Origin of the sequence: Hymenobacter terricola (genome assembly GCF_017921975.2) — a bacterium.
Classification (GTDB): Bacteria; Bacteroidota; Bacteroidia; order Cytophagales; family Hymenobacteraceae; genus Hymenobacter; species Hymenobacter terricola.
On the sequence record NZ_JAGEMO020000015.1, the window covers coordinates 76215 to 89112 of the forward strand.

Below are 12898 nucleotides of genomic sequence, written 5' to 3' on the forward strand. Positions count from 1 at the left end.
TTGCCACTCAGATTAGAGCTGTATCAGCCTATGAGGGTACGGCCCGGGAATGCCAAATGCGTAAGCAGGTTGTGTCTAATTGGTGGGAGAATTCATGTTTTCACAAATTTTTATGATAGTGCCAGTTGAATTACACTGCTTTGCTAATTTATTATCAATATATTTGAAAAAATGGCTCATTATTTAGGGCAAAATTCGTAATTATGGGAGATTAAATTAGAAAAGGCCCTAAAATTTGTATGGTAGGATATGGAGTCTGGGCAAAGCATGGTTCTTGTTAAAGCATCATTTCGTTCTTTTTTCTATTCACATTTTTTCTACGCGTATGAACAAACTTTTACTAACCCTGCTGCTGGCAGCCACAAGCCTGCTGGCCTGCGCCCAGACCGATTCGACCGACGCAGGCAAGCTGTCCATTTCCGGCTACCTCGATTCGTATTACCTCACGGCGTTCAACCGGCCCAAGTCGGGTAACCTGCTGGGGGTGGACCAGCTGGCCGGGCGGGCTTTCGACCGGCTGACTGACCAGTTTGCCCTGGGGCTGGTGCAGGTGAAAGCGGGCTTCAGCAGCCGTAAAACCGATATGGTGGTCGACCTCACCTTCGGGCCGAATGCCGAGCTGGGCAACTTCGGCAACACGGCCGGGGTGCTGAACGGCTACCGGCCGCAGTCGCCCTACGGCGCGGCGCTGTACGGCACGTCGGCGGCCATCAAGCAGGCCTATTTCACGTATCGGGCCACGCCCAAGCTCAGTTTCACGGTGGGGCAGTTCGGCACGCACATTGGCTACGAGGTAATTGACGCGCCGTTGAACTACCACTACTCGCTGTCGAACCTGTTCAACAACGGGCCTTTTTACCACGTCGGCCTCAAAACGGCCTACGCCTTCAACGACCGTACTTCGCTGATGCTGGGCGTGGTAAACAACTGGGACAACCTCACCGACGACAATAAGCAGAAGTCGCTCGTTGGGCAGCTCACCCTGAAGCCCCTGCCCACCTGGACGGTGTACCTGAACTGGATTGGCGGCTCGGGCGACGACACTTACCTGAACTCGCTGGTGAGCAGCGGCGCGCTGCCCAACGGTTGCGGCAACTACACCCGCCAGCTGTATGACCTGACGACCAACTACCAGGTGACGCCCAGGTTTTACCTGGGGCTGAACGCCGCCTACGGCCGCTACAGCTTCAATACCGATTCGGATGCCGAAACCGAATTCTGCACGGGCAAGTATGGCAGCACCACGCCCGACTGGGGCGGCGTGGCCCTCTATACCAACTACGCTTTCTGCGACGTGGTGGGGCTGGGCCTGCGCTACGAATACTTCGAAGACCAGCACGCCGTGCGCTACCTGCAAACCCGCAACCAGTCGGTGACCCTGACGGCCCCCGTAACCCTGGGCGCCGGCAAGCTGCTGCTGAAACCCGAGCTGCGCTACGACCTGGCCGCGAGTGCTTACTACGAAAACGCGCTGGGCCAGGGCGTGCGCAGCCAGACCACGCTGGGCGTGGCGTTCATCTATAAGTATTGAGTGGGCTTGCGGGGCCGCCATGCTTAACCACCCAATTGCCACTCCTTTTCTCACCTCTATTTCTACTAGCGGCCATGTCGCCATTTGCCCTCTGCCCATTTGCCGGCCTGCTTGCCGGCCTGCTGCTGGCCGCCCCGGTGGCCGGCGCGCAGGCGTTGCCGCTCGATGAGGCGGGCCGCGTGGGCTTTGCCGAAGTGGTGCGGGCCGATTCGCTCCGGGCCGGCCTGCTCTACAGCCACGCCCGGGCCTGGCTGCGGCGGCGCGGCTACGACGTGGCCGAGGCCGACTCGGCCGCCGGGCGACTGGTGGCGAGCCACGCCTTTGGGGTCTACGACCACGGCTACGTGACCAAGCGCCTGCACGGCAAGGTGCGCTACCGCCTGGTGGTGGAGGTGAAAGAGGGCCGCTACCGCGCGCAGTTCACCGATTTCAGCTTTGCCTACTACCAGGACGACCGCAGCGCCCGCCCGCAGCCCACCGGCAAAACCAAGCCTTTGGAAGACGCCACCGCTCCCGGCTGGCAGAAGCTCTGGGAAACCCACCGCCACGACACGCTGCTGACCGTGACGGCGCTGGCCGGAGAGCTGAAAACTGCCATGCTGGCCGTGTCCCGGCCGCCGTTGCCCCCCGTTCCGCGCTCGGCCGACTGGTAGCCGAATTTCTGCAACAAGTACCCTAATCATTCACTTACCAACCCCCCCAACTCTATGCAAAAGCCCAATTACATTCCGCTGCTGCTGTTGCTGGCCTTGGGCCTGCTGGCCGCGATGCGGCCGGCGCTGCCCGCCACCATCGTCACCGAAGGCATCAACTCCGGCGATACGGCCTGGATGCTGTGCGCCACCGCCCTGGTGCTGCTGATGACGCCCGGCCTGGCCTTCTTCTACGGCGGCATGGTGAACTCGAAAAACGTGATTTCGACCATGCTGCAAAGCTTCGTGGCCATGGGCATCATTAGCCTGCTGTGGGTAGTGGTGGGCTTTTCGCTGGCTTTCGGCAATTCCATTGGCGGGTTTATTGGCGACCCGCGCACGTTCTTCCTGTTCCGCAACGTGCTCGATGGCAAGCCGTGGTCGCTGGCGCCCACCATCCCGCTGATGCTGTTCGCGTTTTTTCAGATGAAGTTTGCCATCATCACGCCGGCGCTCATCACGGGCTCCATTGCCGAGCGCATCAATTTCAAGTCCTACATCCTGTTCATCGTGCTGTTCAGCCTGGTGGTGTATGCCCCGCTGGCGCACTGGGTGTGGCACCCCGACGGCTTCCTGTTCAAGCTGGGCGTGCTGGATTTCGCGGGCGGCACCGTCGTGCACATGTCCGCGGGCTGGGCCGCGCTGGCCTCGGCCATGTACCTGAAGCCGCGCAAAACCCACGGCTCATCGGAGGTAGTGCCGCCGGCCAACATCCCGTTTGTGCTGCTGGGCACGGGGCTGCTGTGGTTTGGCTGGTTCGGCTTCAACGCGGGCTCGGCCACAGCCGCCAATGCCCTTGCCGTGAGCGCCTTCGCCACCACCAACGTGGCCGCTTCGGCCGCTGGCGTGGCCTGGGTGCTGTTTGATGTGGCGCGGGGCAAGAAGCTCTCGGCGCTGGGCTTCTGCATTGGCGCGGTGGTGGGCCTGGTGGCCGTGACGCCCGCCTCGGGCTACGTAACGGTGCCGGTGAGCCTTTTCATCGGCGTAATTGCCGGCATCACCAGCAACTTTTTCGCGCACCTGCGCTCGAAGTCACGCCTCGACGACACACTCGACGTGTTTCCCTGCCACGGCATCGGCGGGATGGTGGGCCTGATTATGACGGGCATTTTCGCCAGCAAGGCCGTGAACTCGGCCGCCACCAACGGCCTGGCCTACGGCGGCACCGAGCTGTTTCTGAAGCACCTGCTGTCGCTGGTGGTGGTGTCGGCCTTCGCGTTCGTGGCCTCGTTCGCACTCCTGAAAATCACCGATTTGATTACTCCGTTGCGCGTGTCGGAGGAAGAAGAGTTGCAGGGGCTCGACCTGAGCCAGCACGAGGAGCAGCTGCTGGCAGGGGCGTAAGCGAGCTTGTAGCACATGCTTTAGCTTATGCTGTACGCTATGTGGCAAAAATGAAGGGCCGGGGCAGTTGCTCCGGCCTTTCGGCGTTTGGTAGCACGCTATCCGCCCATCTTTGCGCCTGTGAAACTTCTGACTCTCGTCCTGCTGCCCGCCTTTTTCCTGGCCGCTACCGCCCGCCCCGTCGCCGCCCAGCTGCTCCAGCCCAGGCCCGCCGCCTTCACCCGTGCCGACTCGCTGCGCGGCAGCCTCACCACGCCGCTGCGTACCTGCTACGACATCAACTACTACCACCTCGACGTGCAGCTGGACCCGGCCAAGCGCTACCTCCGCGGCTCCAACCTCTTCCGCTTCACCGCCACGCGGGATTTTACCCGGCTGCAATTCGACCTCTTCGCCAACCTGCAAGTCGATAAGGTGCAGTATAAAGGCAAAGACGTGCCCTTCACCCGCGAGGCCAACGCCGTATTCGTCACCTTCCCGCAGCCCATCCAGCAGGGCAGCCGCGACGAGTTCACGGTGCAGTATTCCGGCAACCCCACCGTGGCCAAAAAAGCCCCCTGGGACGGCGGCCTGGTCTTCACCACCGATGCCGCCGGCCGGCCCTGGGTCGCCTCCGCCTGCCAGGGTGTGGGAGCCAGCATCTGGTGGCCCACCAAGGACCAGCAGGCCGATGAGGTGGACAGCATGCTCATCAGCATCAGCGTGCCGCAGGGTTTGAAGGACGTTTCCAACGGCCGCCTGCGCAAAACGACCAAGCTGAAGGACGGCTACACCCGTTTCGACTGGGCCGTGCGCAACCCCATCAACAACTACGACGTGGCCCTGAACGTGGGCGACTTCCAGCATTTTTCCGACTCGTACCAAGGCGAAAAAGGGCCTTTAACGCTTGATTACTGGGTATTGCCGGAGAATGTCACGAAAGCCAAAACCCAGTTTGCGGCCAACGTGAAACCCATGCTGAAATCCATGGAAAACTGGTTTGGCCCGTACCCATTTTACCAGGACGGCTACAAGCTGGTGGATGCCCCGCACCTGGGCATGGAGCACCAGAGCGCCGTGGCCTACGGCAACAAATACCAGAACGGCTACCTCGGCAAAGACCGCAGCAACACCGGCTGGGGCCTGAAGTGGGATTTCATCATCATCCACGAAAGCGGCCACGAGTGGTTCGGCAACAACATCACCAGCCAGGACATTGCCGACATGTGGGTGCACGAAAGCTTCACCACCTACTCCGAAGCCCTGTTCGTGGAAACGCAGTTCGGCAAAACGGCCGGCCAGGAATACATCCACGGCCAGCGCCGCAACATCCAGAACGACGCAGGTATCATCGGCCCCTACGGCGTGAACAAGGAAGGCTCCAGCGATATGTACGACAAGGGCAGCGCCATGCTCAACACGCTCCGCACCGTCCTCAACAACGATGAAAAGTGGCGACAACTGCTGCGCGGCTTGTCCGCCACCTTCTATCACCAGACCGTGACCGGCCAGCAAATCATCGACTACATCAACCGCGAAAGCGGCCGCGACTTCACCAAAATATTCGACCAGTACCTGCGCCACCGCAACCTGCCCACGCTGGAAATCCGCTTCGAGGACGGCAAAACCCTGGCCCGCTGGGTGGCCGACGTGGATAAGTTCGACATGCCGGTGCGCGTGCGGGTGAAAGGCGGCGAGTACCAGTTTATCAGGCCCTCCACCCGGTTTGCGGAAGTGAAGGAGCTGGCTGGCGCGACCAGGGAAAGTTTGGAGGTGGATACGTTCAACTATTACATTGGCGTGTTGGTAGACTGACCCGCGCGGCCCCTTCCAAATGAGCGAACGCATTCCCACTTACCAGTTGCAGGCGTTTTCCAGCCACAATGGGACATCTTCGGAGGTGTACTTCCCCGATTATGCTTCTCCGGCTACCCGGAATATTCCCCTGGACCGACCTTACCGCGGCGACTACTACAAAATCAGTCTCTGCCTGCGCGGCACGGCCCAGCTGAAAGCGAACCTGGAAACCTACGTCGTCGGCCCCAACTGCTTGATACTGGCCACGCCGGATGTTATCAAGCAGTGGCTGCACCTTGCTGATGATTACGAAACGTTGTCCATTTTTTTTACCAGGGATTTTATTACCACCACCAACGCGGCCACGGGAAAGCTCCGCTTTTTCGTCGCGCCGCCAACCTATGTGCTCCAGCTTGCGGCCTCCCAGGCAGAGAACCTGGCCGCCTCCTTCCGTTTTCTACAGCAGAAATACAACACTCCCAGCGCGGAGCGGGACAATATCCTCAAAAACATTCTCAATAGCCTGCTCTACGAGATTGGGGCCCTCTACGACCAGCAGGCCACGCCGCGCCCGGCCAGTCAAACCAGAAGTCAGCAGTTGTCCGCCGCCTTTCGGCAATTGGTGCAGGCGCATTGTGCCACCGCGCGCAGCGTCACGTTCTACGCGGCGGCCCTGTGCATCACGCCAAAGTACCTCACCGAGCTGGTGAAGGAAGCAACTGGCCGCACCGCCAGCGACTGGATAGCCGAAGCTGTAGTGCGCGAAGCCAAGGCCCTGCTGCAAACCCCCGGTATGCCCGTCCAGCAGGTGGCGGCGAGCCTGCATTTTGCTGACCAGTTTGCCTTCAGCCGGTTTTTCAAAAACAGCACCGGCCTGTCGCCCACCGCCTACCGGCAGGCGGGCTAGCGCGTTTGCCGCCTTTTGGCCACAGCTTGCCGCCATCTGGCCATTCCCCCGGCTGGCCCATTGGAGAATTTTGCAGTACCAACTTCCGGTCGCTTTCCAACGGAGCCAATCGGCCCAGCCGGTAGCGCCGGCAGTTGCCTGACGACTCTTCTCACGCAACCCCCCCCGTTTATGATTTTAGTAACTGGTGCCACCGGACACCTGGGCACGACCGTGCTGCAAACCCTTTTGCAAAAAACGCCGGCCACGCAAGTAGCGGCACTGGTGCGCGACGAGCGCAAGACCGCTGCCGTGCAAGCGCAGGGCGTGAGCATTCGCCCCGGCAGCTACGACGACCCGGCCGCCCTGCGCCGCGCCCTGTACGGCATCGAGCAGGTGCTGCTCATTTCGGGCGGCGGCGAAGACGATGCCCTGCAAGGGCACCAGAACGTGGTGGACGCGGCCCGGCAAGCCGGCGTGCAGTGCCTGGCCTACACCGGCCGCGCCCTGAAAGACCCCGGTAACCTGGCCAACCAGCTCATGGCGCGGCACTTTCAGACGGAAGACTACATCAAGGCCAGTGGGCTGCCCCACATTATTTTCCGCAATACTCTGTACATGGATGTGCTGCCCATTTTCACTGGCCCCAACGTGCTGGAAACGGGCATCAGCCTGCCCACGGGCCAGGGAAAAGTCGCCTTTGCCCTGCGCGCCGACATGGGCGAAGCCATTGCCAACGTGCTGCTGGAACGTAACTTCACTACCCGCACCTACCACTTCACCGGCCCCGATGCCTATTCCTTCGACGACGTGGCCGCCGCCCTGACGGAGGCATCAGGAAAAAAAGTGGCCTACACGCCCGTCGAAGCCGCCACGTTCGCGGCCGGCATGAAGCAGCGCGGAGTGCCGGAAATAGCCATTGAGCGGACCATCGGCTTCCTGACCGACATTAAGCACTGCCAGGAAGCCCAGGTAAGCACCGACCTGGCCACCGCATTGGGCCGCCCGCCCACCTCGCTTGTTGAAGGTATAAAGCAGTTGTATAATCTGTAGCAGCCCGTGGGCCGTTGCCAGAAAAGCCGGCCTTGCGGCCCGGCTTTTTTAAGTAGTCAGGCAAAAGTAACCGTCATGCAGAGCGTAGCGAAGCATCTCGCGTGTGGCAGTAAATCAATTGTTTAACTGTGTTAATTATTGCTGCCCGCGAGATGCTTCGCTACGCTCTGCATGACGGTTACTTTTGCCTGACTACTTAGTTTCGCTTGCATGTGGTTCGTCTCCCCGCCGGTTCCTCTGCGGTGAAGAGGGGTGCCAGATGGCAGCCTCGTTGAACGCACCTGCCCCACCGGAGAAGAACCAGCGGGGAGGCAACTGCCTCAACGAAGCAGTTCAGGTGCTTCGGCTGCGCGCACCATGACGGTTTTTTTCGTGCCCGCGCGCTTCGCGCCGTACCTTCGCAGCGCGAACAATCACCGAAAATCCGGCTCATGAATCAATACGACGTCACCGTCATCGGCTCCGGCCCGGGCGGCTATGTAGCGGCTATCCGCTGCGCCCAGCTCGGCCTCAAAACGGCCATTATCGAGAAATACCCCACCCTGGGCGGCACCTGCCTCAACGTGGGCTGCATCCCCAGCAAGGCCCTGCTCGACTCCTCTGAGCACTACCACAACGCCCATTCGGTGTTTGCCGAGCACGGCATCGGCCTCGATAACCTGACGGTGGACATGAACCGCATGATTGACCGCAAGGCCGGCGTGGTGAAGGCCAACGTGGACGGCATTTCCTACCTGATGAAGAAGAACAAAATCGACGTCCTCACCGGCGTCGGCTCGTTCATCGACAAAACCCACATCAGCATCGCGCCCACCGGCGGCGGCGAAGCCCAGCAGATTGAAACCAAAAACGTCATCATCGCCACCGGCTCCAAGCCCACGGTGCTGCCGTTCATCGCCCAGGACAAGGAGCGCATCATCACCAGCACCGAGGCCCTGAACATCCGCGAAGTGCCCCGGCACATGATTGTGATTGGCGGCGGCGTGATTGGCCTCGAAATGGCCTCCGTGTACGCCCGCCTCGGCGCGAAAGTCTCGGTGGTGGAGTTCATGGATTCGCTCATCCCGACCATGGACCGCGGGCTGGGCAAGGAGCTCAAGCGCGTGCTGGGCAAAATCGGCATCGAGTTTTTCCTGAGCCACAAAGTGACCGGGGCCACCCGCGAGGGCGACAGCGTGACCGTGACCGCCACCAACCCGAAAGGGGAGGAGGTGAAGTTTGAAGGCGACTACTGCCTGGTGGCCGTGGGCCGCGTGCCCTACACCGCCGGCCTCAACCTGGAAGCCGCCGGCGTGGAAATGGAAGAGCGCGGCCGCATTAAGGTCGATGCCCACCTGCAAACCAACGTGCCCGGCATCTACGCCATCGGCGACGTGATTCGGGGGGCTATGCTGGCCCACAAGGCCGAGGAAGAAGGCGTGTTCGTGGCCGAAACCATCGTGGGCCAGAAACCCCACATCAACTACCTGCTCATCCCCGGCGTGGTGTACACCTGGCCCGAAGTGGCCGGCGTGGGCTACACTGAGGAGCAGCTTAAGGAGCAGGGCAAGGCCTACAAAATCGGCAGCTTCCCCTTCAAAGCCAGCGGCCGGGCCCGCGCCAGCGGCGACACCGACGGCTTCGTGAAGGTGCTGGCCGACAAAACCACCGACGAAATCCTGGGCGTGCACATGATTGGCCCGCGCATCGCCGACCTCATCGCCGAAGCCGTGACGGCCATGGAATTCCGCGCCTCCGCCGAGGACGTGGCCCGCATGAGCCACTCGCACCCCACCTACGCCGAGGCCATGAAAGAAGCGTGTCTGGCAGCGACGGAGAACCGGGCGATTCACATGTAACCCCGCCCTCGCGGCCGAAACGGAAAGGGGCTGAAGCTACGGGAGCTTTAGCCTCTTTGGCGTTAATTTGCTCCATGACCAAGCACGACCATATTCTGTATTGGAAAGAAACGGCTGAAGAGGACTGGCTAGCGTCTCAGGATTTGTTTCAAACCAAGCACTATTTGCAGTCGCTGTTCCTGGCGCATCTCACCATCGAAAAGCTGAGCAAGGGGCATTGGGTGAAAGACAATTCGAGTGACTACCCGCCACGCATTCATAATATCCTACGGCTGTGGGGCGACACACAATTGGCCCCCACTGCTGACTACGAAAACACGGCGGCTGATTTGAATCGTTTTCAGCTTGAAGGTCGTTATCCTGATTATCAGCGCGCCGTTGCCCAACAAGCTACGGAGAGCTACACCCGCACTTTGTTACACGACACGGCTCAGTTACGCACATGGTTACTCAGCAAGCTGCCTTAGCTCGCGTAAGGCAATTTTTAAAAGAGCTACGCGACTGCGGCATTCCGTTGCGGAAGGCTATTCTATTCGGGTCATTTGCGCGCAATGAACAGCATGACTATTCGGATATTGACTTGGCCCTAGTGGCCGATACCTTCACCGGGGCAGCCTTTATCGACAGCAAACCGTTTATCCGCTCCATCGTGAAGCACGTCGATATCGAGCCACACACCTTCTCGCCCGAGCAGTTCACCGACTGGAACCCCTTCGTGCAGGAAATCAAGCGCACCGGCATCGTCATCGGCGAATGGGAACCTACCGCCACCGAGAACCGGGCCATTCATATGTAATTCCGCCCTCGCGGCCGAAACAAAAGAGAGGCGGAAGCTACGGGAGCTTCAGCCTCTCTTTTGCGTTTATTTGAAGTATCAAAACCCAATTAAAACTAAAATGCAATGGCGGCTCCGTTCATTAGTGAGGTGAGTTTTGAGAATTATCTGCCTCTGATTGATATAGTAGCCCGTAAGGTAACGCTAACCACCGGAATGGTTATCGAATATCAAAAAGCAGGGGTAGATGGCGGCTTGTGGCATTTAAGCAACCGAAAAGCGGCAATGGAGATTGACTTAATGCCTTATGTAGAAGCAGCGACTCAGGAGTACACGTATATAATTGCTTCAGACCCGTTCAATAAATGGAATCCCTACCTGCACGAAACATTGTTGTTTGTGCTGCTAAGACTTGGCGGGAAATCGAAGGACCAGTTGGCGTCGTGGGCCGGTCAGCCGTGGCTTTTTGTTCAAAAAGACTGGAATCCCAAGTATTTAAAGGGATTTGAAGATTGGTATAAACGCTAAAGCAACTGAATCTACAGGTGCTTCGGTCGTAGAGTAGGCTTTTGCCCCCGTCTAGAATTGTCGCCCACCGCTTCCCAAGCACCGCCGGCGGCTTCCGAAAGCCCACCAATCGGTTCCGGACCACAAACCTTGGCGTCCGGATGCTCGCCAACCGCTTCGCCACGCCCGCCAACGGTTCCGCAAGGCTCGCCAACCGCTCCGCACCACAAACCTTCGTTCCGCACCACAAACCTTGTTGAACTTCCCGGCCTGCGCCCATACCTCCCAGCCCCGCCCGCCGCGCCGGGTGGCGGCAGCGGTTGCCCCAATCAATGGTCGTAGCTCACGACGCGGGTGATGCGCCAGGTGCCGGCCTGCTGCTGCCACACCATCACGAACTTGGAATTGCCGCAGTCTTCGCGGCCGTTTTCGACGTGGCAGAACCGCTGGGTGGCAATGTGGATGGCCCCGTAGTCTTTCACGGGATACACTTCCAGGCTGCCCGGCACCAGCGTGCGGGTGATGTCGGGGCTCTGGGCAAACAGGCGCGCGAAGCCCTCTTTGGTTTGGACGAAGTTGCTCAGGCCGCCCTTGTCGTGGTAAAACTCCAGGTTATCGGCAAAGTAGGCCATGAGCTTATTCACGTCGTGGGCATTGAAGGCGGCAAACATTTCCGCGTCCAGCCGGGCCACCAGTTGGTATAGCTCATCCTTGGTAAGCGGCTGCGGAGCCGGAGTGGCCGCTGGCGGAGGCGGGCTGCCCGGCGCCGCCCGGCGCGGCGCGCTTTGGCCATGGGCGGTGGTGCCTGCAAGGGCAGCAATCAATAGAAGAGTTACGAAGGTGTTACGCATAATAAGGGTTGCTGGAAAGAGGTAAAGACGCATATTTGCGTCTCGTCGTTCGCGCCGAGCGGCCGGTATTGTTCAACGACGAGACGCAAATATGCGTCTCTACATCGGTCTGATGCTTTTTTGCTAACCGAATAGTCTCTGCTCAAACACCACCCGCTATGTCCCGCACCGATGCCTACTCCCAGGCCCAGCCCGCCAGCCGCGCCGAGTGGCGGCAGTGGCTGGCCGACCACCACGCCAGCGCCCCCGGCGTGTGGCTGGTGTACTTCAAAAAAGCCAGTGGTCAGCCCAGCGTGGCCTATGCCGAAGCCGTGGAGGAAGCCCTCTGCTTCGGCTGGATTGACTCGCACCCGCGCAAGCTCGACGCCGACCGGTCGCAGCTGATGTTCACGCCCCGCAAGCCCCGCAGCGGCTGGAGCAAGGTGAACAAGGAGCGGCTGCTGCGCCTCGAAGCCGCGGGGCAGCTCATGCCGGCCGGCCGGCTGGCCATTGCGCGGGCCAAACAAAACGGCACCTGGGAAAGCCTCGACGCCGCCGAAGCCGGCCACATCCCCGACGACTTGGCCACCGCCCTGGCGGCCGATGCGGCCGCGCAGGCCAATTTTGCCGCCTTCTCGCCCTCGGCTCGCAAGATGATTCTGACCTGGGTGCTGGGTGCCAGACAGCCCGAAACCCGCGCCCGCCGCGTAGCCGAAACCGTGCGGCTGGCGGCGTTGAACAAGCGGGCGAATTACGACCGGGCATGAATCCGGCAGCCACTGCCTCCCGAAGTAGAATCCGGCTGCGTGGCATTCTGTATTCCTCAGGAATTAGCTGGTTTTGTACAGATACCAGCCATCGCCCAGCGGCTTGATGGCAATAATGCGGCGCGGGTCCATGGCCGGCACGGCGGCCGCGTTGGGCTCGTAGAAGAGGCCCACGGTGCTGTTCATGCGGCCGCCAATCAGAAATTCGATGCAGGTGGCGCAGCCGGTATCGCGCTGCCCCACCCGGCTGATAAACAGCCGCTGCAGCAGCTTTTGGATAGTCGGGCTGGCGTTGGCTGCCCGTTCGCCCGCTCGGCTGGTATCGGCGGGCGCGGCAAAGTAGCCGCCGGCCCGCACCAGGCGCAGCGCCTCCTGGAAATCGGCCCGGTTGCGGGCAAAGTGGGCCGCGATGTCGGCATCGGCCGCCGCCCACAGCCGCAGGTTGCCCACGGTGAAGGCGTGGTCGGCCGCCGGGTGCTTGAGGTCGTATTGGGCCACTTCGGCCGGCGGCATGGCCGTGAGCAGCTCCAGCATGGGCGCGCTCAGCTTCGTCATGGCCAGGCTGCGCACGGCTTGTAGCTTCCACCCATCGGCTTCCTTGCTGAAGTGCAGGTAAAAATCGTTGCGGCTCACGGAGTCGCGCAGCTCCACGGCCACCACCGCCGTGGCCGGGCCCTGGTGCAGCAGCTGGCACACACGCCGCAGCCGGGCCGGAATCTGCTGGCCCAGAGACTGGCGCCTGGCCTGGCTGGCCACTTCGCAGCACAGGTAGCTTTTCATCTCGGGCCAGGCGGTGGGGGCCACAAATTGCCGGGCAATCTGCAGCGGTTCGAGGGGGGCCAGGGCCAGCACCGCTCGCGGCAACCAGAGCCAGAGCACCAGAAAAAAATACTTCATAA

The 12898-nt window shown here is 60.8% G+C and carries 13 protein-coding genes; 11 read left to right on the plus strand and 2 right to left on the minus strand.

All coding sequences use genetic code 11. From position 1 onward, the window contains the following. Nucleotides 1-325: 325 nt before the first annotated feature. From J4G38_RS12130 to J4G38_RS12175, 10 genes are all read left to right on the plus strand, one after another. On the plus strand, nucleotides 326-1531 hold the full coding sequence (locus J4G38_RS12130) for an outer membrane beta-barrel protein (RefSeq protein WP_210521069.1): 1206 nt from the start codon (nucleotides 326-328) through the stop codon (nucleotides 1529-1531). A 74-nt stretch (nucleotides 1532-1605) separates the two neighbouring features. Further along, the gene (locus tag J4G38_RS12135) at nucleotides 1606-2184 is read left to right on the plus strand and encodes a DUF4468 domain-containing protein (protein ID WP_210521070.1); all 579 of its coding nucleotides are present in this window, start codon (nucleotides 1606-1608) and stop codon (nucleotides 2182-2184) included. Between the two features lie 54 nt (nucleotides 2185-2238). Then, entirely contained in the window at nucleotides 2239-3567 is a 1329-nt protein-coding gene (locus tag J4G38_RS12140) for an ammonium transporter (protein WP_210521071.1), read from the plus strand. 120 nt (nucleotides 3568-3687) lie between these two features. After that, entirely contained in the window at nucleotides 3688-5361 is a 1674-nt protein-coding gene (locus tag J4G38_RS12145) for a M1 family metallopeptidase (RefSeq protein WP_226163374.1), read from the plus strand. Nucleotides 5362-5380: 19 nt separating this feature from the next. Further along, entirely contained in the window at nucleotides 5381-6250 is an 870-nt protein-coding gene (locus J4G38_RS12150; protein WP_210521072.1) for an AraC family transcriptional regulator, read from the plus strand. Nucleotides 6251-6421: 171 nt separating this feature from the next. Next, the gene (locus tag J4G38_RS12155; RefSeq protein ID WP_210521073.1) at nucleotides 6422-7282 is read left to right on the plus strand and encodes an SDR family oxidoreductase; all 861 of its coding nucleotides are present in this window, start codon (nucleotides 6422-6424) and stop codon (nucleotides 7280-7282) included. A gap of 431 nt (nucleotides 7283-7713) precedes the next feature. Next, the gene (gene lpdA, locus J4G38_RS12160; protein ID WP_210521262.1) at nucleotides 7714-9120 is read left to right on the plus strand and encodes a dihydrolipoyl dehydrogenase; all 1407 of its coding nucleotides are present in this window, start codon (nucleotides 7714-7716) and stop codon (nucleotides 9118-9120) included. A 74-nt stretch (nucleotides 9121-9194) separates the two neighbouring features. Beyond that, nucleotides 9195-9587 (plus strand): HEPN domain-containing protein, encoded by a 393-nt coding sequence (locus J4G38_RS12165; protein ID WP_210521263.1) that lies wholly within the window; start codon nucleotides 9195-9197, stop codon nucleotides 9585-9587. Further along, nucleotides 9563-9916, plus strand: coding sequence for a nucleotidyltransferase domain-containing protein (locus J4G38_RS12170; RefSeq protein ID WP_210521264.1), 354 nt, complete (start codon nucleotides 9563-9565; stop codon nucleotides 9914-9916). Before J4G38_RS12165 ends, J4G38_RS12170 begins: the two co-directional genes overlap by 25 nt. Nucleotides 9917-10021: 105 nt before the next feature. Then, entirely contained in the window at nucleotides 10022-10423 is a 402-nt protein-coding gene (locus tag J4G38_RS12175) for a hypothetical protein (protein WP_210521265.1), read from the plus strand. 308 nt (nucleotides 10424-10731) lie between these two features. On the opposite strand, the gene J4G38_RS12180 is transcribed toward J4G38_RS12175, so the two are convergent. Further along, nucleotides 10732-11253 carry a nuclear transport factor 2 family protein gene (locus tag J4G38_RS12180; protein WP_210521266.1) on the minus strand — a complete coding sequence of 174 codons (522 nt, stop codon included), beginning with the start codon at nucleotides 11251-11253 and terminating at the stop codon, nucleotides 10732-10734. A 158-nt stretch (nucleotides 11254-11411) separates the two neighbouring features. Here J4G38_RS12180 and J4G38_RS12185 point away from each other — a divergent pair, with 158 nt between their 5' ends. Beyond that, nucleotides 11412-11999 carry a YdeI/OmpD-associated family protein gene (locus J4G38_RS12185; protein ID WP_210521267.1) on the plus strand — a complete coding sequence of 196 codons (588 nt, stop codon included), beginning with the start codon at nucleotides 11412-11414 and terminating at the stop codon, nucleotides 11997-11999. 63 nt (nucleotides 12000-12062) lie between these two features. Here J4G38_RS12185 and J4G38_RS12190 read toward each other — a convergent pair whose 3' ends face one another. Beyond that, complete coding sequence (locus J4G38_RS12190) at nucleotides 12063-12896, minus strand: hypothetical protein (protein ID WP_210521268.1); 834 nt, start codon at nucleotides 12894-12896, stop codon at nucleotides 12063-12065. Nucleotides 12897-12898 lie beyond the last annotated feature (2 nt).